The sequence below is a fragment of the Demequina sp. genome (assembly GCA_024707205.1).
GTDB lineage: Bacteria > Actinomycetota > Actinomycetes > Actinomycetales > Demequinaceae > Demequina.
This window is the reverse complement of sequence record JANQAD010000001.1, coordinates 1,393,321-1,415,392: the sequence shown is the minus strand read 5'-3', so window position 1 is coordinate 1,415,392 and position 22,072 is coordinate 1,393,321. Positions and strand designations below refer to the sequence as shown.

20 protein-coding genes, 3 tRNA genes and 1 pseudogene are annotated in these 22,072 nt (G+C 66.7%); 8 read left to right on the top strand and 16 right to left on the bottom strand.

The window, feature by feature from the left end:
* Positions 1 to 44 precede the first annotated feature (44 nt).
* From NVV57_07250 to NVV57_07220, 7 genes are all read right to left on the bottom strand, one after another.
* Positions 45 to 920, bottom strand: a complete 876-nt coding sequence (locus NVV57_07250; protein ID MCR6712488.1) for an IS3 family transposase — start codon at positions 918 to 920, stop codon at positions 45 to 47.
* On the bottom strand, positions 917 to 1,210 hold the full coding sequence (locus NVV57_07245; protein ID MCR6712487.1) for a transposase: 294 nt from the start codon (positions 1,208 to 1,210) through the stop codon (positions 917 to 919). Before NVV57_07245 ends, NVV57_07250 begins: the two co-directional genes overlap by 4 nt.
* 77 nt (positions 1,211 to 1,287) lie before the next feature.
* Positions 1,288 to 1,893 (bottom strand): hypothetical protein, encoded by a 606-nt coding sequence (locus NVV57_07240; protein MCR6712486.1) that lies wholly within the window; start codon positions 1,891 to 1,893, stop codon positions 1,288 to 1,290.
* Between the two features lie 19 nt (positions 1,894 to 1,912).
* The gene (locus NVV57_07235) at positions 1,913 to 2,233 is read right to left on the bottom strand and encodes a hypothetical protein (protein ID MCR6712485.1); all 321 of its coding nucleotides are present in this window, start codon (positions 2,231 to 2,233) and stop codon (positions 1,913 to 1,915) included.
* A gap of 189 nt (positions 2,234 to 2,422) precedes the next feature.
* Positions 2,423 to 2,587: a 50S ribosomal protein L33 gene (gene rpmG / locus NVV57_07230; protein ID MCR6712484.1), complete on the bottom strand. Its 165-nt coding sequence runs from the start codon at positions 2,585 to 2,587 to the stop codon at positions 2,423 to 2,425.
* A 67-nt stretch (positions 2,588 to 2,654) separates the two neighbouring features.
* Positions 2,655 to 2,728, bottom strand: a tRNA-Met gene (locus tag NVV57_07225).
* A 31-nt stretch (positions 2,729 to 2,759) separates the two neighbouring features.
* Positions 2,760 to 2,832: transfer RNA gene (locus NVV57_07220), tRNA-Thr, on the bottom strand.
* An 84-nt stretch (positions 2,833 to 2,916) separates the two neighbouring features.
* On the opposite strand from NVV57_07220, the gene NVV57_07215 reads away from it, so the two are divergent.
* The 3 genes from NVV57_07215 to NVV57_07205 are packed head-to-tail and all read left to right on the top strand — an operon-like array spanning position 2,917 to position 7,045.
* Positions 2,917 to 4,173, top strand: a complete 1,257-nt coding sequence (locus NVV57_07215) for a winged helix DNA-binding domain-containing protein (protein ID MCR6712483.1) — start codon at positions 2,917 to 2,919, stop codon at positions 4,171 to 4,173.
* 45 nt (positions 4,174 to 4,218) lie between these two features.
* Positions 4,219 to 5,658, top strand: a complete 1,440-nt coding sequence (locus tag NVV57_07210) for a sugar porter family MFS transporter (protein ID MCR6712482.1) — start codon at positions 4,219 to 4,221, stop codon at positions 5,656 to 5,658.
* A 4-nt stretch (positions 5,659 to 5,662) separates the two neighbouring features.
* Complete coding sequence (locus tag NVV57_07205; protein MCR6712481.1) at positions 5,663 to 7,045, top strand: aspartate aminotransferase family protein; 1,383 nt, start codon at positions 5,663 to 5,665, stop codon at positions 7,043 to 7,045.
* 14 nt (positions 7,046 to 7,059) lie between these two features.
* Here the strand turns inward: NVV57_07205 and NVV57_07200 are convergent, their stop codons facing one another.
* The 4 genes from NVV57_07200 to NVV57_07185 are packed head-to-tail and all read right to left on the bottom strand — an operon-like array spanning position 7,060 to position 11,023.
* Positions 7,060 to 7,878 carry an ABC transporter permease gene (locus NVV57_07200; protein MCR6712480.1) on the bottom strand — a complete coding sequence of 273 codons (819 nt, stop codon included), beginning with the start codon at positions 7,876 to 7,878 and terminating at the stop codon, positions 7,060 to 7,062.
* Entirely contained in the window at positions 7,878 to 8,732 is an 855-nt protein-coding gene (locus NVV57_07195) for an ABC transporter permease (protein ID MCR6712479.1), read from the bottom strand. The genes NVV57_07200 and NVV57_07195 overlap by 1 nt, the downstream gene beginning before the upstream one ends.
* Before the next feature lies 1 nt (position 8,733).
* Positions 8,734 to 9,870, bottom strand: coding sequence for an ABC transporter ATP-binding protein (locus tag NVV57_07190; protein ID MCR6712478.1), 1,137 nt, complete (start codon positions 9,868 to 9,870; stop codon positions 8,734 to 8,736).
* Complete coding sequence (locus tag NVV57_07185; GenBank protein ID MCR6712477.1) at positions 9,854 to 11,023, bottom strand: spermidine/putrescine ABC transporter substrate-binding protein; 1,170 nt, start codon at positions 11,021 to 11,023, stop codon at positions 9,854 to 9,856. The genes NVV57_07190 and NVV57_07185 overlap by 17 nt, the downstream gene beginning before the upstream one ends.
* Before the next feature lie 208 nt (positions 11,024 to 11,231).
* On the opposite strand from NVV57_07185, the gene NVV57_07180 reads away from it, so the two are divergent.
* A complete protein-coding gene (locus tag NVV57_07180; GenBank protein MCR6712476.1) occupies positions 11,232 to 12,617 on the top strand; it encodes an FAD-binding oxidoreductase in 1,386 nt (461 codons plus the stop codon).
* Between the two features lie 173 nt (positions 12,618 to 12,790).
* On the opposite strand, the gene NVV57_07175 is transcribed toward NVV57_07180, so the two are convergent.
* A tRNA-Tyr gene (locus tag NVV57_07175) sits at positions 12,791 to 12,871 on the bottom strand.
* 95 nt (positions 12,872 to 12,966) lie between these two features.
* On the opposite strand from NVV57_07175, the gene NVV57_07170 reads away from it, so the two are divergent.
* Positions 12,967 to 13,458, top strand: coding sequence for a YajQ family cyclic di-GMP-binding protein (locus NVV57_07170; protein MCR6712475.1), 492 nt, complete (start codon positions 12,967 to 12,969; stop codon positions 13,456 to 13,458).
* The gene (locus NVV57_07165; protein MCR6712474.1) at positions 13,458 to 14,534 is read left to right on the top strand and encodes a DUF998 domain-containing protein; all 1,077 of its coding nucleotides are present in this window, start codon (positions 13,458 to 13,460) and stop codon (positions 14,532 to 14,534) included. Before NVV57_07170 ends, NVV57_07165 begins: the two co-directional genes overlap by 1 nt.
* On the opposite strand, the gene NVV57_07160 is transcribed toward NVV57_07165, so the two are convergent.
* Positions 14,531 to 15,508, bottom strand: coding sequence for a phosphotransferase (locus tag NVV57_07160; GenBank protein ID MCR6712473.1), 978 nt, complete (start codon positions 15,506 to 15,508; stop codon positions 14,531 to 14,533). The two genes, NVV57_07165 and NVV57_07160, sit on opposite strands and share 4 nt — an antisense overlap.
* Before the next feature lie 60 nt (positions 15,509 to 15,568).
* On the opposite strand from NVV57_07160, the gene NVV57_07155 reads away from it, so the two are divergent.
* Entirely contained in the window at positions 15,569 to 16,096 is a 528-nt protein-coding gene (locus tag NVV57_07155) for an AAA family ATPase (protein MCR6712472.1), read from the top strand.
* A 127-nt stretch (positions 16,097 to 16,223) separates the two neighbouring features.
* Here NVV57_07155 and adhP read toward each other — a convergent pair whose 3' ends face one another.
* The 3 genes from adhP to NVV57_07140 all read right to left on the bottom strand — a co-directional run bounded on the left by adhP (position 16,224) and on the right by NVV57_07140 (position 19,961).
* Positions 16,224 to 17,243, bottom strand: coding sequence for an alcohol dehydrogenase AdhP (gene adhP / locus NVV57_07150; protein ID MCR6712471.1), 1,020 nt, complete (start codon positions 17,241 to 17,243; stop codon positions 16,224 to 16,226).
* A 249-nt stretch (positions 17,244 to 17,492) separates the two neighbouring features.
* Positions 17,493 to 18,359, bottom strand: a complete 867-nt coding sequence (gene htpX / locus NVV57_07145) for a zinc metalloprotease HtpX (protein ID MCR6712470.1) — start codon at positions 18,357 to 18,359, stop codon at positions 17,493 to 17,495.
* A 219-nt stretch (positions 18,360 to 18,578) separates the two neighbouring features.
* A complete protein-coding gene (locus tag NVV57_07140; protein ID MCR6712469.1) occupies positions 18,579 to 19,961 on the bottom strand; it encodes an FAD-dependent oxidoreductase in 1,383 nt (460 codons plus the stop codon).
* Between the two features lie 310 nt (positions 19,962 to 20,271).
* On the opposite strand from NVV57_07140, the pseudogene NVV57_07135 reads away from it, so the two are divergent.
* A pseudogene (locus NVV57_07135) lies at positions 20,272 to 22,061 on the top strand (nitrite/sulfite reductase).
* The last annotated feature ends 11 nt before the right edge of the window (positions 22,062 to 22,072 follow it).

Sequence of the window (22,072 nt, the reverse complement as noted above, 5' to 3'; positions counted from 1 at the left end):
TGTGACGTGTCCCCACTTTGGTGGAGTGGTTTCTTCTGTTGTGATCATGCCGCTACCGCGGCTTGGTTGTGAAGGGCTTCGTATTGGTTTGGGCTGAGGTAGCCCAGGGACGAGTGGCGTCTGCGGGGGTTGTAGAACGCTTCGATCCATTCGAAGATCGCTTGTCCCAGTTCTGTCTTGGTGGTCCAGGAGCGGCGGTCCAGGAGTTCGAGTTGCATGGAGCCCCAGAACGATTCCATCAGCGCGTTGTCATACGCGGAGGCGACTTTGCCCATCGAGCCCATGAGACCCAGTTGGCGCAGCCTGGCTCCGAACAGCCACGACGTGAATTGGGTGCCGCGGTCCGAGTGCACGATCGTGCCGTTCGGGTTGCGGCGCAGGCGGGCCATCTCGAGCGCGTCCAGCACCAGTTCGGTGCGCAGGTGGTTGGCGATGGACCAGCCCACGCAGCGCCGCGAGAACACGTCAACGACGGCCGCGCAATACACCCAGCCCTGACCGGTGGGATGCTGCGTGATGTCGGTGACCCACAACTGGTCAGGACGCTCCGCGCTGAAGCGGCGCTGCACGTGATCCTCGAACACGGCGGGCAGCCGATAGGGCTTGCCTCGCCGGTACTTGCGGTGGTGAACACCCTGGATACACGCGTTTCGCATGACCCGTTCGATCCGTTTGTGGTTCACGATGAGGTCATGACCCAGGCGCAGCTCCGCATGGACTCGGCGCACCCCATAGGTGCCCCGCGACGCCGCATGGATCGCCCGAACCACCGCCGTGAGCTCACGGTCAGCACGGTCACGCCTCGACGGTCCACGCGAGCGCCAAGCATGGAATCCCGACACCGACACACCCAACGTGCGGCAACTGACCGTAATGGGGATTCCCTGCCCGGCCAGTGTCTCCACCAGCCGGAACATCATTTTGGGAGGACGTTCTCCTTCGCGAAGAACGCTGCCGCTTTCTTCAAAATCTCGTTCTCCATCTCCAGGCGGCGGATCTCTTTGCGCAACGCGACAACCTCGGCATGCTCTTGGCTGGTCACCCCCGGCGCCTCGCCCGCATCAATCGCGGCCTGCCGCGCCCAGTTGCCCAACGTGGTCGGTGACACCCCGACCTGGCGGGCAGCATTCTCAATCGACAGCCCACTCGAGCGATACAACTCCACTGCCCGGACCCTGAACTCCGTCGGATATGCCGGCACCTTCGCCATCAGGACTCCAATCCTCGGGCCTCAACCCGATGCTAGGACTCCACCCAACGGGGGACACGTCACATGGCGTCGGGCGACTAGAGGCCGTCTATCCCAGCTTCATCCAAGCAATCGAAGCCGGCCTGGCCGCGCGTGTCCTTGGACACCTGCAGCGCCTGCATAGCAAGCTCCCAGCCAGTGGCATCGGGATCCGTCGCGTACGAGTGCCCCTCAAGACACTTGCGCAGCTCGGACTCTCGCGACATGACGTAAGCGCCGAGCTTGTCCCGAGCTTCCGGTTGCAGCTGGTAGGCGGCGGAAATCCAGTACAAGTTAGTGCGGTCACACGCGTCAACCACCGCATCGCCCTGCTCCGTGCTGAGGTCAGAGGGATACGCGGCGTCGAATGTGGGCACCACGTACCCCGATGCCCTCACCGCATCACTCACAGTCACCGTGAACCCGACCTTCTCGAGGCACTCAGCGTCCGCAGCTACGGCCTCACGCATCTGCTCAACATCGATCCGGCCCGCGTCCCTCGCGGAAACGAGCGCGTCAATCTGCTCTTGCGACGCTCCTCCAGCTTGCGCTTCATCGATGTACTTGCCGATGAACTGGTCGTAGGGTCCAACGGACCAGGGTTGGTTGGCATGATCGTGAGTTGCAGAACACGCGCCCACACCGAACAGCAGGATGGTGGCCATAGTGATAGTCAGTGCGCGCCTACCACGACGCATTGTAATCAGACATGTGGTCCGCCGTGACGGTCGAAAAGTAGGCGTTGGTGTTGGTTCCCGTGGTGTGTGTGACGCCCAGAAGCACGAAATGTGCCTTTATGGATAGCGGCCAGTTGGGGCCGCTCACGCTTGCCCTGAACGCGCCGCCACCGAGTGAACTCTTCTGCCAACTGATGATGCCAGCACTGGTCTGACGCCAACCGTCGATACCGGTCCAACCGCTGGTACCGGCCGAGGCGGTCGCCGCGATCCCGAGCACAAACGCTCCCGTGAGCGCCAATACAGCTGCATCCCTCTTGATCTTCATTGATCTCTCCCCCGCGCGTCACCCCCTTGGCAACCAGCGCGTCACGAACACGCTAGCGCACGCTCCCATCAAACGGGACAAAAGGGGCGTCTAGTGGATGCCAACGGAACCCGGTGCCCCGCACGCCGCCCGCAGACACACAAACGCCCGGCCCCCATCGGGGAACCGGGCGTCCGCAGCAGAACTAGATCAGCGGGTCTCGCGGTGCGCCGTGTGCTTGCCGCACTTGGGGCAGAACTTGTTGAGTTCCACACGGTCGGGGTTGTTCCGACGGTTCTTGCGCGTGATGTAGTTGCGGTTCTTGCAGTCCACGCATGCGAGCGTGATCTTGGGACGAACGTCGTTCTTCGCCATGTGGATGTCTCCTAGCCTTGTTGTGCACGCGCCCGCTTAAGCGCGCGTTGGATGCATTCGCATCCCGTAGCGAGGGCGGGACTTGAACCCGCGACCCCACGATTATGAGTCGTGTGCTCTAACCAACTGAGCTACCCCGCCTTGGGTGCGACCGTCGAATGGCCGCAAACCGAGCCCCAACAGGGAATCGAACCCTGGACCTTTTCCTTACCATGGAAACGCTCTGCCGACTGAGCTATTGGGGCAAGCCGGTCAAGGATACACGGCCCGACGCTGCCTCACGAAATCGGATTGGCTCGCCTGTCGGTGGGGTTGGCTATGGTGACCGAGTGACTCTCACACTGTCCGCGCCCGAGGCACGACGCGTGTTTCTCGCCGCGCAGGGCCTGGCCGCGAAGCGCCCCGCCCGCGGCGTGCGGGACAAGCAGTTCGCGGAGTACCTCGACCGCCAAGGCGTGCTGCAATTGGACTCGGTGAACGTGTTCGCCCGCGCGCACTACCTGCCCGTCTTCAGCCGCTACGGCGCGTACGACACCGCCAAGCTGGACACCTTCCTGTGGGGCCCGCCGCACGGTCACGGCGCCCACGGGTTCGAGCACTGGGGCCACGAGGCCGCCGTAATGCCCCTGAACCTGCTGCCGGCGATGCTCCCCCGCATGAACCGCGACACCGACTGGGTGGTGTGGACCCGCAATAAGCTCGAGACCGAGCGGCCGGGGCTGCTGGCGGCCGTTCGCGAGGCCGTAGACGAGCGCGGCCCCGTCGTTGGCGGCGATCTTGAGCATCTCGCGCCACGCGAAGGCCCCAAGGGAACATGGTGGGACTACAGCCACGTGAAGTCGGCGCTCGAGTACCTGTTCTTCCGCGGCGAGATCGCCGGCTCCCGGCGCGGCAACTTTGTGCGCACCTACGACTCGTTGGAGCGCGCGTGGGGCGCGGCAGCGCTCGCCGCCCCTGCCCTCACCCTCAACGAGGGCCGCCAGCTGTTCTTCGACCACGCCATCGGCGCGGTTGGGGTTGGCACGCCACGCGACATCGCCGACCACTTCCGCCTGCTCGCCCCCAAGTCGCTCACCGCCGCCCAGCTGGGCCCGTTCGCGCAGTCAGCCGTGGAGCGCGGGCTCGCGCGGTGGGTGGAGGTGGATGGGTGGGGCGAGCCAGCGCTGCTCGCAACCGGCGCCCAACCGCAAAGCCGGGCAACGGCGTCGGCCCTGCTGAGCCCCTTCGATCCCGTGTGTTGGTTCCGTCCACGACTCGAGCGCATGTTCAACGTGGACTACCGCATCGAGATCTACACGCCCGCGCCCAAGCGCATCTACGGGTACTACTGCCTGCTGTTCCTGCTCGGCGACGACATCGTGGCGCGCGTGGACCTCAAGTCCGATCGCAAGGCGGGAACCCTGCTCGTCGCGGCCGCGTGGAGAGAGCCGAGCACCGCACCTGGGGCGCGTCGCAGGCCCGACGCCGTTGTCGCCTCCGCGCTCGCGGCCGAGCTTAGGCTCGCGGCCGCCTGGCAAGGGCTCGACGACGTTGTCGTGAGTCCTCGCGGAGACCTCGCGCCCCACCTGGACGCGGCGCTAAGGTGAAGTGACCGCGGCTCGACGACGAGCCGCAACATCAGGGGAGATGCCATGTCCGCTACCGCGGCTCCTGCGAGGCTCAACCGGCGCGTGCTCACCATCACTATTGGGGCGGCACTCGGCGGATTCCTGTTCGGCTTCGACTCGTCGGTGATCAACGGCGCCGTGAGCTCGCTACAGGACGAGTGGGGGCTCAGCGAGGCGCTGAAGGGATTCGCGGTGGCGTCCGGCCTGCTCGGCTGCGCCATTGGCGCGTGGTTCGCGGGGGCGCTCGCGGACCGATGGGGCCGCATCCGGATGATGGTCATCTCGGCCGTCATCTTCTTCGTCTCGGCCATCGGCGCCGGTATCGCAGTTGGCGTCACCGACTTCATACTGTGGCGCATCTTCGGCGGCCTGGCGATCGGAGCAGCATCGGTCATCGCGCCCGCGTACATCGCGGAGGTGGCCCCGGCCGCCTATCGCGGCCGCTTGGGCTCGCTGCAGCAGCTCGCGATCGTGCTCGGCATCTTCGCCGCGCTGCTGAGCGACCAGATGCTGCAGTCCGCCGCGGGGGGCCCGGCGAACGACCTGTGGTGGGGCGTGGAGGCGTGGCGGTGGATGTTCATCGTCGGCGTGATCCCCGCGGTGATCTACGGGTTCGCGGCGCTTCGCCTGCCCGAGTCCCCGCGCTACCTCGCGTCGAAAGGTCGCCGCGAGGAGGCCGAGCGGGTGCTCGCCGAGTACACCGGCGAGCCCAACCCCCGCGCCAAGGTCGACGAGATCCTCGCCACCAACGACAGCGAGCGCGGCAGACTCAGCGACCTGCGCGGCTCGTCGTTCGGCCTCAAGCCCATCGTGTGGACGGGCATCATCCTCGCCGCGTTCCAGCAGTTCGTTGGCATCAACGTCATCTTCTACTACTCGACCACGCTGTGGGAGTCCGTCGGCTTCTCGTCTGACGACGCGTTCCTCACCTCGACCATCACCTCGGTGACCAACATCGTGGTGACGATCGTGGCGATCCTGCTTGTCGACAAGATCGGGCGCCGGCGCCTGCTCCTCATCGGCTCGCTCGGCATGTTCGTGACCCTCGCGCTCATGGCGGTTGCGTTCTCCACGGCCACGCTCGTGGAGAAGGCCGACGGCACGGAGACGGCCGCCATGAGCCACACCTGGTCGCTCGTCGCCTTCATCGGCGCCAACGGGTTCGTGGTGTTCTTTGGCGCCACGTGGGGTCCCGTGATGTGGGTGCTGCTCGGCGAGATGTTCCCCAACTCGATCCGCGCCGTCGCGCTCGCCGTGGCGGGGGCCGCCAACTGGATCGCGAACTTCATCGTCACGATCACCTTCCCGTCGCTCTCCGAGTTCTCGCTCTCGGCCGCCTACGGGCTCTACGCGCTCATGTCACTCCTGTCGTTCTTCTTCGTGTTGCGGCGCCTTCGCGAGACCAAGGGCGTGGAGCTCGAGGCCATGACGGATACGGGCGCGGTGCGCAAGGTGGCGGCGTAGCGCCATGGACAGCACCGAGCGGCAGGAGGCGGCGCACCGTCACCTCTGGATGCACTTCACTCAGCACGCGCGCTGGGACAACGCGGACATCCCTGTCATCGTCCGCGGCGAGGGCGCGTATATCTTCGACGCCAACGGCAAGAAGTACCTCGACGGCCTGAGCGGCCTCTACGTCACCCAGGTGGGGCACGGGCGCGCGGAACTGGCCGACGCTGCGGCGGCTCAGGCGCGAGAGCTCGCCTTCCACCCCATCTGGTCCTACGCGCACCCCCGCGCGATCGAACTCGCCGAGCGTCTCGCGGGCTATGCGCCCGGCGATATCAACCGCGTGTTCTTCACCACGGGCGGCTCCGAGGCGGTCGAATCCGCGTGGAAGCTCGCGAAGAACTACTTCAAGCTCACGGGAAAGCCCACCAAGCACAAGGTGATCGCGCGACAGGTGGCGTACCACGGCACCACCCAGGGCGCGCTGTCGATCACCGGCATCCCGGAGCTCAAGCAGCAGTTCGAGCCCCTGGTTCCCAGCACCCACCGGGTGCCGAATACGAATCTGTACCGAGCGTCGGACCTTACCGCGGGACTGCTGGACGGAAGCGATCCCGAGGCCTTTGGGCGCTGGTCCGCCGAGCAGATCCGGCTCGCGATCGAGGCCGAGGGGCCGGACACCGTGGCCGCCGTGTTCCTGGAGCCCGTGCAGAACGCCGGCGGCTGCTTCCCACCGCCCCCGGGGTACTGGGAGCGGGTGCGGCAGATCTGCGACGAGAACGACGTGCTGCTCGTGAGCGACGAGGTGATCTGCGCGTACGGGCGGCTGGGCGAGATGTTCGGCTGCACGCGGTACGGCTACACGCCCGACATCATCACCTCGGCCAAGGGACTTACCAGCGGCTATGCACCGATGGGCGCGATGCTGGTCTCCGACAGGCTCTTTGAGCCGTTCGCGGAGCCCGGCCGGATGTTCGCGCATGGGTACACGTGGGGTGGGCATCCCGTGTCCGCGGCGGTGGCGCTCGCGAACCTCGACGTCATCGAGAACGAGCACCTGCTGCAGAACGTGCGCCACAACGAGGGCGCGTTCTTCGCGGCGCTCTCGTCACTCAAGGACTTGGCCGTAGTCGGCGACGTTCGCGGTGCCGGCTACTTCTATGGAATCGAGCTGGTGCGGGACAAGGCCACGCGGGAGACCCTGAGCGCCGAGGAGTGCGAGCGCGTGCTCTACGGGTACCTCTCCGGCGCCCTGTGGGACGCCGGGCTGTACTGCCGAGCCGACGACCGCGGGGATCCCGTGGTGCAGCTCTCGCCGCCGCTGATCATCGGGCAGCCGGAGTTCGACGAGATCGCCGGCATCCTGCGCGACGTCCTCACCACCGCGGGAGCGATGCTCTAGCGCGCGACCAGCCGCTAGCGAGCCGCGAGCATCGCGCGACGGCGACGAGCGCCCACCTCTCCGACAATCACGATCACCAGGGCGATGATGAACATCAGGGTGCCGATCACGTTGACCTGCATCGGGAGCGCACGCTGCGCGGCGCCCCAGACGTACATGGGGAACGTGACCGTCTGGCCGGAGTTCAGGTTGGTGATGATGAAGTCGTCGAACGACAGCGAGAAACTCAGTAGCGCGGCACCGAGGATGCCGGGAAAGACGAGCGGGAAGGTGACCTTCCAGAACGTCTGCGACTCGGACGCGTAGAGGTCCATCGCCGCCTGCTCGAGGTTGGAGTCGAGGCCAGCCAACCGGGACTTCACGGTCACCACCACGAACGACAGGCAGAACATGATGTGCGCGATGAGGATGGTCCAGAAGCCAAGCTGACCGCCGAGCCCCGCCGCGATGAACAGCGCGAGGAGCGAGGAGCCCATCACGATCTCAGGCGTCGCCATCGGCAGGAACAGTAGCAGGTTCATGCCGCTGCGGCCGACGAAGCGGTGCCTCACCAGGCCGAACGCCGCAAGCGAGCCCAGCGCGGTGGCGACGAGGGTCGCGAGGAATGCGATCTCGATCGAGACCACCACGGAGTGGCACATGCCGGCCGGCGCGCACGGGTGCAGCCAGTTGTCCCATGTGAACTCCTGGAATGCATACAGGTTGCGGTGCGAGGAGGAGTCGTTGAACGACATGAGCGCCACGACCATGTTGGGGATGTACATGTAGACGATGACCGCGATGCCGAGCAGCAGCACCCAGGACTTCGATATCCAGCGACCGAAGGAGTTCATCAGAGCAGGTCCTCCGTTCCGGCCTTGCGGATATAGAACATCACCATCACCACGATGATCGCCATCAGGATCACCGAGAGGGCGCCCGCCTGGGCGTAGTCACCGGTGGTCGTGAACAGGCTCTGTATGACATTGCCGACCATGCGTTCGTTCGGACTGCCCAGCAGGTCCGCGTTGATGTAGTCGCCGCTCGCCGGGATGAACGTCAGCAACGTCCCGGCAACGACGCCGGGCAGCGAGAGAGGCCACGTGACGCGGAAGAAGGTCTTCACCGGATTGGCGTAGAGGTCGCTCGACGCCTCATGGAGGCGGGTGTCGATCTTCTCGAGGCTCGCGTACAGCGGCAGGATCATGAACGGCAGGAAGTTGTAGGTGAGACCAGCGACCACGGCCAATGGGGTGGCGAGGACGCGGCCGTCATCGGGCACCATGTGCAGGAACTTCATGACGCTGACCACGGGAGAGTCGTCGCCGAGGATGAGCTTCCACGCGAGGGTGCGCAGCAGGAAGCTCGTGAAGAACGGTGCGATGACGAGCACCAGCATGACGTTCTTCCAACGGCCGGCCTTGAACGCGATCGCGTACGCGAGCACGTAGCCCAGGATCAGACACAAGACCGTGGCGATGCCCGCGTACCAGAGGGAGCGCAGCATCACCGTCCAGTAGTTCGAGAGCGCGGTCCAGTAGTTCTCGAAGTGCCACGTCATTTGGTACCCGGTGAGCACGGAGCCCTCGGGGTCGAAGAGCGACGTCGCGAGCAGCGAATAGAACGGGATGACGAAGAACAGCCCAAGCCACAGAGCGGTGGGCAGGATGAGGATGTATCCCGTCCTGCGCCGCGACAGTGGTGCCACCTCAGTCCTCCTCGATGCCGGCGTCGGCGTCCTGGGAGGCGTCGAGGAGGAACGCGAACTCCGGCCGCCACGAGACGTCAACCGGGGTTCCTGGCGGCATCACGCCTCGCTTGCCCGTGTTCTGCTCGTGGCACAGGATCTCCTGACCCCAAGCCATCTTGACGAGGTACTGAGTGGAGACGCCCATGAAGCTGGAGTCCACCACTACGGCGCCCGTCATGTGGTTGCCGGGTGCGTCGATGGGCTCGCCAGCGGGTGCGATCAGCACCTTCTCCGGGCGAATGCCCACCCAGCCCTTCCCGGATGTCGCGTGCGCGCGCTCCACCGGAATCGAGACTGCCGTCCCGTGCATGTCGACCTTCACCACGGCGCCGTCCTTGCCGATGATGGTGCCGGCGATGAGGTTCGACTGGCCGAGGAAGTTCGCGACGAAGGTCGTGCCGGGGTTCTCGTACAGGTCTGTCGGCGCGCCCATCTGCTCGATGATGCCGTTGTTCATGACGGCGACCGTGTCGGCCATCGTCATGGCCTCCTCCTGGTCGTGAGTGACGTGCACGAACGTGATGCCGACCTCGCTCTGAATCTGCTTGAGCTCGATCTGCATCGCGCGACGCAGCTTCAGGTCCAGGGCGCCGAGCGGCTCGTCGAGCAGGAGCACCTCCGGGCGGTTGATGAGCGCACGAGCAAGAGCGACACGCTGCTGCTGGCCGCCGGACAGCTGCGCCGGCCGCTTCTGCGCCTGCACGGTGAGCTCCGTCAACTCGAGGATGTCCTTGACCTGCTGCGAGGTGTCCTTGATGCCGCGGCGCTTGAGGCCAAAGGCCACGTTCTCGGCGATGGACAGGTGCGGGAACAGCGCGTAGTTCTGGAACACCGTGTTCACGGGGCGGCGGTACGGCTTGTCGTACGTGATGATCTGGTTGCCGATGGTGATGCTGCCATCGGTCGGCTCCTCGAGGCCCGCGACCATCCGCAGCGTGGTGGTCTTGCCGCACCCGGACGGGCCGAGCAGCGCGAAGAACGATCCCGCAGGGATGACGAGATCCAGCGACTTCACCGCCTGGAATCCGTTGGGGTATGTCTTCGTGAGCCCCGTCAGATGCAGATCGCGGCCTGCTTCGCTAGCCACCTGAGACATCGGCGTACTCTCCTTCGTAGTCGCGCATCTGCGCTTCGGTCAGTGCCATGAACGCGTGCGTCGCGGCCAGGTACTCCTCAGTGGGGAAGATCAGGGGGTTGTCGACGAGCGTGGGGTCGATGTTCTCCATCTCCTCACGGGCACCGACGACCGGGCACACGTACCAGACGTAGGCCGCGAGCATGGCGGCGATCTTGGGGTCGTAGTACCAGTTGATCCACCGCTCGGCGTTGAGCTGGTGGCTGGCCATGTTCGGAATGATCATGTTGTCCGACCACACCATCATTCCCTCTTCCGGCGGCAGGAACACGAGGTTCTCGTCGTCGGCCGCGGCCACGTCACCGGACCACGCGACGCACGCCGCGATATTGCCGTTCGCGAGGTCGTTGACGTACTCGTTGCCGGTGAACGCGCGGATCTGGCCGGCGTTGCGCGCCTTCCGCAGCTTGTCCATGGCGCTGTCCCATTGGGCGTCGGTGAAGTTCTCGGGATCCGACCCGTCGCTGAGGAGCAGCAGGCCCATCGTGTCCCGCATCTCTGTGAGGAGCGTGACCTTGCCCTTGAGGTCCGGGCGCGTGAGGAGTTCGTCCATGGTGCGGACCTCCCCCACGAGCGACTTGTTGTAGGCGAGCCCGGTGAACCCCGACTGCCACGGCGCGGAGTAGTCGCGATTGGGGTCCCAGCCCACCCCTTGGAGCGAGGAGATGAGGTTGGCGTCCAGGTTCGGCACGTTTGCCTTGTTGAACTTCTGGATCCACCCCATGTTGATCATGCGAGCGGCCATCCAGTCCGTGAGCATGAACAGGTCCCGCTTGGTCGGCTGGCACGATCCGAGCTGGTTGACGACCTTGGAGAAGAACTCCACGTTGTCGTTGACGTCTTGGACGTACGTGAGGTCGATGCCGTAGTTCTCCGCGAACAGGGTCGCGGTCGACACGTAGTCGTTGTCCGGGTCATCGATGTCGATGTACTCGGGCCAGTTCGACACGATGAGCGCCTTGTCGGTCTCCGACAGATCCGGCGCGATGCACTTCATCGGGTCCTGCTGTTTGCCCGGAGTGGAGAACAGCGGCAGTGCCGCAAGACTCGCGATCCCGGCCGCACCGCCGATCAACACATTGCGTCTGGACACACGGCCGTTGGGGCCGGACATCTCCGTCACAGTTGTCTCCCTCACCACGGCGCCGCCAAGCGCCGACCTCACCGATACTGGCACGCCCCGGGCGACGCCACCATTCGAAACGGCGAATTTCCTTGCGTTTTACCTGCAATTTGCGCAAGATTTCACTTCGCGGAAACGCGGCGGCAACCCTGCGGCCGGCTCTTTGACGCCCGACGCTGGTGCGGCAACACTGGGGGCCATGAGTTCCGCTCCGGGCGGCTATGGCGCCGTCTCACTGTGGCTTGAAACATGCGGCGATGCGCTCGAGCCGGGGCCTTCCCTTGATGGGGATCGGCGCGTAGACGTCGCGATCGTCGGCGCCGGATTCACGGGGCTGTGGACCGCCTACTACCTGAGCGAATCCCGCCCAGACCTGACCATCGCGATACTTGAGGCCGAGATCGCCGGCTTTGGAGCGTCGGGCCGAAACGGCGGGTGGTGCTCCGCGCTCTTCCCCAGTTCCATGGCAACTCTCGCCACGGCGGCGGGCCGTGAGGCCGCGCTCGCGCAGCACGCGGCAATGCGGGCCTCGGTCGACGAGGTGATCCGCGCGGCCGCAGCCGAGGGGATCGACGCGGACATCGCCAAGGGCGGAACGGTGACGCTCGCGCGGACGCCTACGCAGTGGGAGCGGGCGAAAGGCTCGGTCGAGGATGCGCACGCGTGGGGACAGACGGAGTATGAGCTGCTCGACGCCGCTGCCGCGACGGCCAGGGTCAACGCCACGTCCGTTCTCGGCGGGATGTACACGCCGGATTGCGCGGCTCTTCAGCCTGCAAAGCTCGTGCGTGGGCTCGCCCGGGTGGTGCGTGAGCGAGGGGTGCGCATCTTTGATCAGACCCCTGCCCTGTCGATAGAGCCCCACAGGGTGGTCACGCCGCGGGGTGATGTCACCGCGGACTACGTGGTGCGCGCGACCGAGGGATACACGGCAAGCCTTGACGGTGCCCGGCGCGCTGTGGCGCCGGTGTACTCGCTCATCGTGGCCACGGAGCCGCTGCCCGCCGCAACCTGGGACGAGATCGGGTTGCGCGAGCGCGAGACGTTCGCCGACTTCAGGCACCTGATCATCTACGGGCAGCGCACGGCAGACGATCGCCTGGTGTTCGGCGGCCGCGGGGCGCCGTACCACTTTGGGTCGCGGATCCGTCCCGAGTACGACCGGCACGACCGCGTGCATCGCTCGCTGCGCGAGGAGCTCGTGTCCATGTTCCCGGTGCTCGCCGGTACCGAGTTCACCCACCGGTGGGGTGGAAACTTGGGGATTACCAGGGACTGGCATGCGTCCGTTGGGCTGGATCGGGACACCGGCGTGGCGTGGGCGGGCGGCTACGTCGGCGACGGCGTCTCCACCACGAACCTTGCGGGGCGGACTCTTCGCGACCTTCTCTTGGGCCCGGATTCGGGACTCACGCGCCTGCCTTGGGTGGGGCATGCATCGCGCAACTGGGAGGTGGAGCCGCTGCGCTGGCTGGGCGTGAATGCGGGGCTGACCGCGATGACGCTCGCCGACTCCGAGGAGCGGCTCACCAAGCGCGAGAGCGTGCTGGGCCGCGTGATGGCGCCGTTCATGGGCGGGCACTGAGGCGTGTCCGCACACCCACCTCCCGTTTGAGGTAGGTAAGAGGCGATTTTGGCCGCTTTTTCGCCCCCTACCTACCTCAACCGGGGGCAGAGGTGAGGGGCGGTGATTGGCGAGCGAGCGTCGGGCCGGCTTCGGAGAAAAGCAAAGGGCCCCACGATGTGGAGCCCTAAGCGTGGCGGGTGAGGGATTCGAACCCCCGTAGCTCTCGCAGCTGATTTACAGTCAGCCCCCTTTGGCCGCTCGGGTAACCCGCCGTGCGCGCCCAATGAAGCAAGCGGCGCGCATGGAAGGATAGCAAGATGTTGACCCTGGGCGCGAACTCGCGCCCCGTTCACGAAGGGAGCCGGCGATGGCGGGCGACAGCAGCTTTGACGTGGTGAGCAAGGTGGACCGCCAGGAGGTGGACAACGCGCTCAACCAGGCTTACAAGGAGATCGCGCAGCGCTACGACTTCAAGGGAGTTGGCGCGTCGATCGAGTTCTCGGGCGAGGCGGTGCTGATGAAGGCGAACTCCCCGGAGCGGGTCAAAGCGGTGCTCGACGTCTTCATCGCCAAACTCGCCAAGCGCGGGATCTCGCTCAAGTCGCTCGAGTACGGCGAGCCGCAGGCGTCGGGCAAGGAGTTCCGGCTTGTGGCGGAGATCAAGGAGGGCATCTCGTCGGAGACGGCGAAGAAGCTCACCAAGCTCGTGCGCGATGAGGGTCCCAAGTCCGTGCGCGCGCTGATTCAGGGCGACGAACTGCGCGTCTCGTCCAAGAGCCGCGACGACCTGCAGGCGACGCAGGCGCTGCTGCGCGGCGCGGATGTCGACACCGACCTCCAATTCGTGAACTACCGCTAGTGGCCGCCGAACCCGCGCCACGGACGTCGGACTCGATGCAGCGCGTCGAGTCCCAGGCCATCTGGCTCGCCCTCATCTTTGGCGGCGTCGGAGCGCTCGCCGGGCTCATCGTCTCCGCCGCGCAGGGATACGTTCGGCTCGCGGGGAGCGGTTCGTTCGGCCTCGTCGCCGCGGTGCTCGCGACCGTCGTAGCCGCCGTGGTGTCCGCGGTGGGGTACTGGCGTTCGCGCAACCGGCCGGGCCAGGAGTGGCGGCTGGGCTTGGGGCGCTGGACCACCGGTGTGACCGTGGTCTCGGTGGTGCTCGTCCACTCGGCGCTCGCCTTCCTCGGCACCTACGCGCTGTACGTGGTGCTGTCGCTCGCGTTCATCGGCATCAACGTCAACGGCCTGTTCGCGGTGGTGATGATGGGGGCGACGCTTGGCCTCACCGCGTTCCTGGTGTTCCCCTCGGTCGCGCAGATGACCACGCAACGGATGTCGACCCTGCTCATGTCCTACGTGGTGGTGGGGTGCCTGACATCCGCGGTCACGACATCGGACCCATTGTGGTGGCGCGTCCACTTCAGCCAGTTGGGAACCTACGGCGATATCTCCAGCTGGATGTTCAACGCGACGCTCGTGGCCGCCGGGCTGCTCGTGACCTCGTTTGCGGTGTACCTCTCCAACGACATGCGTGCGCTCGTCACGCTAGGGAAGCTGTCCGACGCTGCCTCGCCCCATTGGGCCGCGCGCCTCTTCGTGATCCTGGGTGTGATGCTGGCCGGCGTGGGGCTGGTGCCCGTAGACGTGAGCTTTCTGGTTCACACCATCTGCGCGTCCGGGATGGCCGTGGTGTTCCTGATCCTGCTCATCGGCGGCCGCAAGCGCCTCGCGGGCATGGCGTCTGGGTACTTCGTTGCCTCGTGGTCCATCCTCGCGGGAGTAGCGGTGTCGATCGTGCTGTTCCTCACTCGCGTGTTCTCGGTGACGGCCTTCGAGATCGTCGTGTTCGTGCTCATCTTCGGGTGGATCGCTGTGTTCATCCGCTTCCTGGGCCTCGCCGCCGAGAAAGACCAGCGCGACGCGCGCGACTAGCGCGCGAACACGAGGTCCAGCACCTGCGCGGACCACTCGTGGACGTTGCGGAGATTGGCCGCCATCTTGGGGTTGACGCTCGCCATCCCCGTGAACCAGACGTCAAAGGCAACCTGACGCAGCGCGATGAAGTCGTCGAGGTGGGTGACGTCCAGCGCCCGCCGGGAGGAATACGCGCCAACGAGCGCGTCATGGAAGTCCTGGTAATCAGGCCTTTCGCGCAACTCCCACAGCGCCACGGCCAGCTCGTACGCGCGCGGGCCGGTACCGGAGTCGTCAAAGTCGATGAGCTTGACGCGGCCACGCTCGAACAGCACGTTCCCCAGGTGCAGGTCCGCGTGGATCAGCCCGGCGTCGGGTGCGTTCGCGATGAGCGGCGCGACCCGTTCTTCAACCTCCTCGAATCGGGAGCGCAGCGCGGACGGCAGGCGCTCCCAGCACTCGGCGGCCGTGAGGTCTCCGTAGACCATCGCATCCCCGAAGAACGCCTCGCGGTCCCAGGCGATGCGCGTGAAGCCCGGCGGCCGGCGCCACGAGTCGGCGTGCTCGTGCAGCGTGGCCATCGCGGTCCCGAGCCGCGAGAGGTGCACCGGCCGCGGGGTCGGCTCACGGATCGCTCCGCTCATCCATTCCAGCACCGTGACAAGCCTCTCCTGCCCGCCCGACGCTGCCAGGACTAGCGCTCGGCCGTCACGTGCCGCTACGGGCGTGGGAACTTCAAGGCTCGTGTCCCTTCGGATGGCGCGGAGCCAGTCGAGCTCCGACGCGATGTTCGCCTCCGAGTCGGCGTCGGCCCCGTGCCGCTGAGGGCGGTGGACGCGGACGAGGAAGTCACCACCCGGTGTCGATAGCCGAAACGTCGTGTTCTCGCCGTGCGTCACAAAGGTGAGCCGGCCGTCGGGCAGCGCGAACTGGCGAAGCGCGCAGGTGGCGACCGCGCGAAGCCGCCGTATCTGCCCGCGTCGAGAGGTCATGCCGCCCACTGTGGTCTCCCGGCAGGTGCGGCCGCAAGCCCGCCCGATACGCTCTGGCACATGACCGCACTGCTCGTTGCGCTAGCCGGACTTCCCGGCAGCGGCAAGACGACCGTTGCGCGGCTTCTGGCGCGAGAGTTGGGCGCAGTGCACGTCAGGATCGACGTCATCGAGACCGCGCTCGAGACGTCTGGGGCGGTCTCGCTCGTGGAGCATCCGGCGCTCGGCTACCGCGTGGCGTACTTCGAGGCGATCGAGCACCTGCGCTCCGGCCGCGGCGTCATCGCGGACAGCGTCAATCCCATAGCCGTCACCCGCGAGGCGTGGCGCTGGGTGGCGAGCGAGGGCGCGGCACGCATCGTCGAGGTCGAGGTCGTGTGCTCGGACCCGGAGGAACACCGCCGCCGCGTCGAGGCGCGGATCGCGGACATCCCTGGCCACGTAGAGCCCACGTGGGCAGAGGTCTTGAGCCGGGAGTACGAGCCGCTCGAGCTGGGCCCGGCCGCGTTCCGCATCGACACCGCGCGCGACTTCACCGAGGCCCTCGTCCAGGTGGTTGTGAGGATTCGCGCGTCCGCGGACACATAGCAACCTGCCCGCGTACGCAGCGGACGGCGTGACCCGGGTGGGTGTCTTCCACGTCGGCTGACGCACGGGGCGGGGCCGCAAATGCAACCCCGCCCCGGCGTCGGGCAGTGCCCCGAGCCGTGCCCGCCTACGCGTCCACGTACCTCATCACGACGCGACCATCAATCTTTCCCTCCTCCATGCGGTGGAAGATGTTGTTGATGTCGTCGAGCTGCTCCACCGTGATGGTGGGGTGGATCTCGCCGCGGGCGTAGAAGTCGAGGGCCTCCACCATGTCCTGGCGGGTGCCCACGATCGATCCACGGATCGTGAGGCGGTTGAGCACGGTGGAGAAGATGTCCGCCGGGAAGTCCCCTGGGGGAAGCCCAACGAACACCACCGTGCCGCGGCGCCTGCACATGCCGGTGGCCTGTGCGAACGCCTGTGGGTGGACGGCGGTGACGAGCACGCCGTGGGCGCCGCCCGTCCTCGCCTGCACTTCGGCGACGGGGTCGGTGGTCGTTGCGTTGACCACCACCTCGGCGCCGTGGCGGGTGGCGAGGGCGAGCTTGTCGTCGTCGACGTCGACGGCCGCGACGCGCATGCCCATTGCGCGCGCGTACTGCACGGCGATGTGGCCGAGCCCGCCGATGCCGGAGATCACGACCCATTGCCCCGGCTTGACCTCGGTCTCCTTGAGGCCCTTGTACACCGTGACTCCGGCGCACAGGATGGGGGCGACCTCCTCGGGGTCGCAGCCGTCGGGGATGCGGGCGGCGAAGCGCTCGTCCACGAGCATGTACTCCCCGAACGAGCCGTCCACTCCGTAGCCGCCGTTCTTCTGGTTGAGGCACAGCGTCTCCCAGCCGGTGCGGCAGAACTCGCACGTGCCGCAGGCGCTCCACAGCCAGGCGTTCCCCACCTTGTCGCCGACCTTGAGTGTGGTGACGCCCTCGCCCAGGGCTACGACCTCGCCGTAACCCTCGTGGCCGGGGATGAGATTGGCCTTCGGCGGAACGGGCCAGTCGCCGCGCGCCGCGTGGAGGTCGGTGTGGCAGACGCCGCTCGTGATGACACGAACGAGAGCCTGTCCGTGACCGGGGACCGGAATGGGCACCTCGGTCACGAGGAGGGGCTTGTCAGGAGCGACAACCACGGCCGCTCGCATGACGCCCCCGAACATAACGCCTTCTTCGACGCGCTCCTGCGCGCCCGTCAGGCCGGTCATGGCTATCACTTCCTTGTGCGGACGGACGTTCGCCGTCCGTACCTTTCAGGGTACGCGCGCGGGCGCCCCTGTGCCGGGCGCGCGGGGGGTCTTCGCCTCCCGTTATCGCCCAGCACAACCCGGTAAATACCAGGGAAAATGCTGCCCGACGCTGTGCCGCCTCAGCGGCCGGGGGACCTTGGTCCCTGCCTAGTGGTTTCCGCGCGCCATCGCCTCGAGCCTCGCGATCCGCTCCGCCATGGGCGGGTGCGTGCTGAAGAGCTTCGCGAGGCCCTCGCCGCGGAACGGGTTGGCGATGAACATGTGGCTCACGTTCTCGAGTTTGGGGTCCTGCGGAAGGGGCTTGGCGGCCGTTCCGAGTTCGAGCTTGCGCAGCGCCGAGGCTAGGGCCAGCGGGTCGCCGGTGAGCGTGGCGCCGTCCTCGTCGGCGTCGTACTCGCGAGTGCGCGAGATCGCGAGCCGAATGAGCGTGGCGGCGATGGGCGCGAGGATGAGCATCGCGATAGCGCCGAACGGGCCGAGCGGATTGTCGCGACTGTTGCCGCCCCCGCCGAAGATGAGCAGCCACTGCGCGAGCGCGGTGATCATGCCGGCGAACGCGCCGGCCACCGCGCTGATGAGGATGTCGCGGTTGTACACGTGCTGAAGCTCGTGGCCGAGCACGCCGCGCAGCTCGCGCTCGTCGAGGATCTGGAGGATGCCGGTGGTGCAGCACACCGCCGCGTTCTGGGGGTTGCGGCCGGTGGCGAAGGCGTTGGGGGCGTCGGTAGGCGACACGTACAGCGCGGGCATGGGCTGGTTCGCCTCGCGAGACAGTTCGCGGACGATCCGGTACATCGCTGGCTGCTCCACCTCGGTCACGGGCCGGGCGTGCATGGCGCGGATCGCCAGATTCGCCGAGTTCCAGTACCCGTAGAACGTCCCGAACAGGCCCATGAGCGCGAAGAGCCACAGGTACGCGCCCCCGGCGACGAGCGAGCCGATCGCGAGCAGCACCACCCACATCACCACAAACAGGCCCAAGGTCTTGAGCCCGTTGAAGTACTTCTTGCCCACCGTTCCTCCTGTTCGCGTCCGGCCATTGTAGGAACGGGCAGGGGGGGTTGCTGGGGTTCCCGGCCCGACGGCATGGTCACCTATGGGCGAAACCTCACCACAGCGTCGGGCCGGCAAAGACAATCAAGGGTCCGTGTGACGAACGTGACGCGAGTGACGCAGAAGTGCCCTGAGCGGGTCACAACTGTCACATGGGCAACAGCGACCCTTGGGAATCACTCAGGAGGCGTGGGTGCGCTTGAGCGCCACATCAGTCATGTCCTCGCGGGACACGACCTTGATGCGCTCGCGGCCGTGCGGCTCGCCGAGTCCGCGCTCGTGCGCGTCGAGGACCTCCCAGTCGCGCCACTGGACAACGGGGACGCCGCGGTCCTTGAGCAGGCGAAGGATGTTGTCGGGGCTGAGCTGCTCGGGCGTGGCGCGCGTCTCCGCGTACAGCGCGGGCGCGTCCTCGACGAGGTGGGCGATGGTCTCCGCGGCGTCCGACTTGGTGTGGCCGATGAGCCCAACGGGACCGCGCTTGATCCAGCCGGTGGCGTAGAAGCCGGGAACGGGCTCGCCGGCGTCGGAGACCACGCGGCCCTCGACGTTGCGGATCACGCCCTTGTCGTTGTTGAACGGGACGCCGTCGATCGCGGAGCCCCAATAGCCCACGGCGCGGTAGACGGCCTGGACCGGGTACTCCACGAACTCGCCCGTGGCTTCCACATTGCCGTCTCCGGTGAGGCGCTGACGCTCCATGCGCACGCCGGTCACGTGTCCGTCCTCGCCGAGCACCTCGACGGGGCTCTGCAGGAAGTGCAGGTGAATGCGGCGCGAGGCGCCGGTGGGCTCGCGGAGGGTCCAGTCCGTGAGGGTCTTGACCACCTGCTTGGTCTGGTGGCTCGCCTCGATGGCTGCCATCGAGCCCTCATCGAAGTCGTAGTCCTCGGGATAGACGACCATGTCGACGTCCGGCACGTGGCCGAGCTCGCGCAGCTCGAGCGGCGAGAACTTGACCTGCGCCGGGCCGCGGCGGCCGAACACGTGCACGTCCGTGACGGGCGAGGCCTCGAGGCCCTCCTGGACGTTCTGCGGGATCTCCGTGGGCAGGAGGTCGGGGACGTGCTTCGCGAGGATGCGCGCCACGTCTAGCGCCACGTTGCCGACGCCGAACACCGCGACCTCGCGGGCCTTGAGCGGCCACGTGCGAGGGACGTCCGGGTGGCCGTCGTACCAGCTCACGAAGTCCGCGGCGCCGTACGAGCCCTCAAGCTCAATACCAGGGATGTTGAGGTCTGCGTCATAGAAGGAGCCGGTCGCGAACACCACGGCGTCGTAGTGCTCGCGGAGGTCATCGAGGCTGAGATCCGTGCCCACGTTGACGTTGGCGAGCAGGCGGATGTCGCCGCGGCCAAGAACGTTCGCGAGCGCGACGATGATCTGCTTGATGCGCGGGTGGTCGGGGGCGACGCCGTAGCGCACGAGGCCGAACGGTGCCGGCAGGCGCTCGATGATGTCGATGGACACGTCAATGCCCTGCTTCGAGAGGATATCTGCGGCGTACGTGCCAGCGGGGCCCGCGCCAATGATGGCGACGCGCAGCGGACGGTTCGTGGTCACGGGAGTACTTCCTTGAGTAGGGCGGCAACGGCTCCAGCGTAATCGACGGCTGGCAACCCGACGCTGAGCATAGTCTCCCTATATCCCACCAAACATAGAGGAATTGGGGGTGTGCTTTCTGGGCCCCTGTGTAACACTTGCGGCCATGACGGACATCCAGGGCACGAGCGGGTCGACCCCCGCACGCTCGATGCACGTCATGTGTCCTATGGCCTGATCGCCCACGGACTGTCCCAACCAATCCTGGGCGCTCGGCTTTCCGGGCGCTATGCCCGGCTGGCCGGTGCCTGACACCGCTAGAGGAGCGCCGGTGACTTCCACCGACACCACCGCTGCGCCGGTCGCGGCCACCACAGTCGCTGAGGCCGCCGCGGCCGAGGAGCGTCGCCGCCATCGCGAGGAGGCGCGGCTGATCCGCACGCGCGAGGCCACCGCCCGCCGCGACACTGCATCCAAGGACGGCCAGTGGGCTCTTGGCGACCGCACCCCGCTGAACCCCAACGAGGAGATGAAGTCGGTTGGCGACCCGCTCGCGGTGCGCGCCCGGATCGAGACCATGTACTCCAAGTGGGGCTTCTGGTCCATTCCCCCAGGTGACCTGCGCGGAAGGTTCCGCTGGTGGGGGCTGTACACACAGCGTCGGCCCGGCATCGATGGCGGCAAGACCGCCATCCTCGAGCCGCACGAGCTCGACGACGAGTACTTCATGATGCGCATCCGCAGCGACGGCGGGCAGCTGACGCTCGCGCAGACCCGCGCGATCGGCGAGATCTCGCGCGACCTGTGCCGCGACACCGCGGACGTGAGCGACCGGCAGAACATCCAACTGCACTGGGTGCGCATCGAGGACGTGCCGGATATCTTCCGCCGCATCGAGGCTGTTGGGCTGATGAGCGAGGAGGCCTGCGGCGACGTTCCGCGCGTGATCCTCGGCTCCCCTGTTGCGGGCGTGGCGAAGGGCGAGCTCATCGACCCCACCCCCCAGATGCGCGAGATCGTGGACCGCTACATCGGCGACCCCGAGTTCTCCAACCTGCCGCGCAAGTTCAAGACCGCGTTCCTGGCATGCCGGTTCCGGACATCCTTCACGAGGTTCAGGACATCGCGTTCTGCGCGGTGGAGCACCCGGAGCTCGGGGTCGGGTACGACCTGTGGGTGGGCGGAGGCCTGTCCGTCAACCCGTTCCTCGGCCACCGCTTGGGCGTGTTCGTGGCGCCGGAGCGCACCGCAGAGGTCTGGAAGGGCGTCGCAGGCATCTTCCGTGACTACGGCTACCGCCGCCTGCGCAACCGCGCCCGTCTCAAGTTCCTCGTCAAGGACTGGGGGCCGGAGAAGTTCCTGCAGGTGCTTCAGGACGAGTACCTGGGCTACGAGCTGCCCGCCGGCCCGGGCCCGCAGCTGTCCAGCCCAGCCAACCGCGGCGACCACGTGGGCATCCACGAGCAGGCGGACGGCAACTACTACGTTGGCGTGGCCCCGATCGCGGGCCGCGTCTCCGGCACCACGCTGCTGAAGATCGCCGACATCGCCGAGGCGGCGGGTAGCGATCGCATCCGCCTCACGCCGCTGCAGAAGATCCTGATCTTGGACGTCCCCGATAACAAGGTCAACGACGTCGTCAACGGCCTGCGCGCGCTCGAGCTCGAGTCCAGCCCCGGCGAGTTCCACCGCAACGTCATCGCGTGCACGGGCATCGAGTACTGCAAGCTCGCGATCGTGGAGACCAAGGCCACCGCTCGCGAAGTGGTCAAGAAGCTCGACGAGATCTTCCCCACGCTCGACTCCCCCATCACCGTGCACGTCAACGGCTGCCCCAACTCGTGCGCGCGCGTGCAGATCGCGGACATCGGCTTCAAGGGGCAGCTGGTGCTTGACGACGAGACCGGCGAGCAGGTGCCCGGCTTCCAGGTGCACCTCGGCGGCCGGCTTGGGCGCGGCGACGACAACGACTTCGGCCGCAAGATCCGCGCACACAAGGTCAAGGCCGACGGCATGCCCGAGTACGTGGAGCGCGTCACCAAGAATTACCTCGCCACTCGCGAGGACGGCGAGGCGTTTGCGGACTGGGCGTTCCGCGTGGACGAGGAGCTGATCACGTGACCATCGCCGTC

What these genes read in the sequence shown, in the direction of transcription:
- NVV57_07250 (MCR6712488.1), bottom strand. Translation starts at nt 920, where the DNA reads ATGATGTTCCGGCTGGTGGAGACACTGGCCGGGCAGGGAATCCCCATT.
- NVV57_07245 (MCR6712487.1), bottom strand. Translation starts at nt 1,210, where the DNA reads ATGGCGAAGGTGCCGGCATATCCGACGGAGTTCAGGGTCCGGGCAGTG.
- NVV57_07240 (MCR6712486.1), bottom strand. Translation starts at nt 1,893, where the DNA reads ATGGCCACCATCCTGCTGTTCGGTGTGGGCGCGTGTTCTGCAACTCAC.
- NVV57_07235 (MCR6712485.1), bottom strand. Translation starts at nt 2,233, where the DNA reads ATGAAGATCAAGAGGGATGCAGCTGTATTGGCGCTCACGGGAGCGTTT.
- rpmG (MCR6712484.1), bottom strand. Translation starts at nt 2,587, where the DNA reads ATGGCGAAGAACGACGTTCGTCCCAAGATCACGCTCGCATGCGTGGAC.
- NVV57_07210 (MCR6712482.1), top strand. Translation starts at nt 4,219, where the DNA reads ATGTCCGCTACCGCGGCTCCTGCGAGGCTCAACCGGCGCGTGCTCACC.
- NVV57_07205 (MCR6712481.1), top strand. Translation starts at nt 5,663, where the DNA reads ATGGACAGCACCGAGCGGCAGGAGGCGGCGCACCGTCACCTCTGGATG.
- NVV57_07200 (MCR6712480.1), bottom strand. Translation starts at nt 7,878, where the DNA reads ATGAACTCCTTCGGTCGCTGGATATCGAAGTCCTGGGTGCTGCTGCTC.
- NVV57_07190 (MCR6712478.1), bottom strand. Translation starts at nt 9,870, where the DNA reads ATGTCTCAGGTGGCTAGCGAAGCAGGCCGCGATCTGCATCTGACGGGG.
- NVV57_07185 (MCR6712477.1), bottom strand. Translation starts at nt 11,023, where the DNA reads ATGTCCGGCCCCAACGGCCGTGTGTCCAGACGCAATGTGTTGATCGGC.
- NVV57_07180 (MCR6712476.1), top strand. Translation starts at nt 11,232, where the DNA reads ATGAGTTCCGCTCCGGGCGGCTATGGCGCCGTCTCACTGTGGCTTGAA.
- NVV57_07170 (MCR6712475.1), top strand. Translation starts at nt 12,967, where the DNA reads ATGGCGGGCGACAGCAGCTTTGACGTGGTGAGCAAGGTGGACCGCCAG.
- NVV57_07160 (MCR6712473.1), bottom strand. Translation starts at nt 15,508, where the DNA reads ATGACCTCTCGACGCGGGCAGATACGGCGGCTTCGCGCGGTCGCCACC.
- NVV57_07155 (MCR6712472.1), top strand. Translation starts at nt 15,569, where the DNA reads ATGACCGCACTGCTCGTTGCGCTAGCCGGACTTCCCGGCAGCGGCAAG.
- adhP (MCR6712471.1), bottom strand. Translation starts at nt 17,243, where the DNA reads ATGCGAGCGGCCGTGGTTGTCGCTCCTGACAAGCCCCTCCTCGTGACC.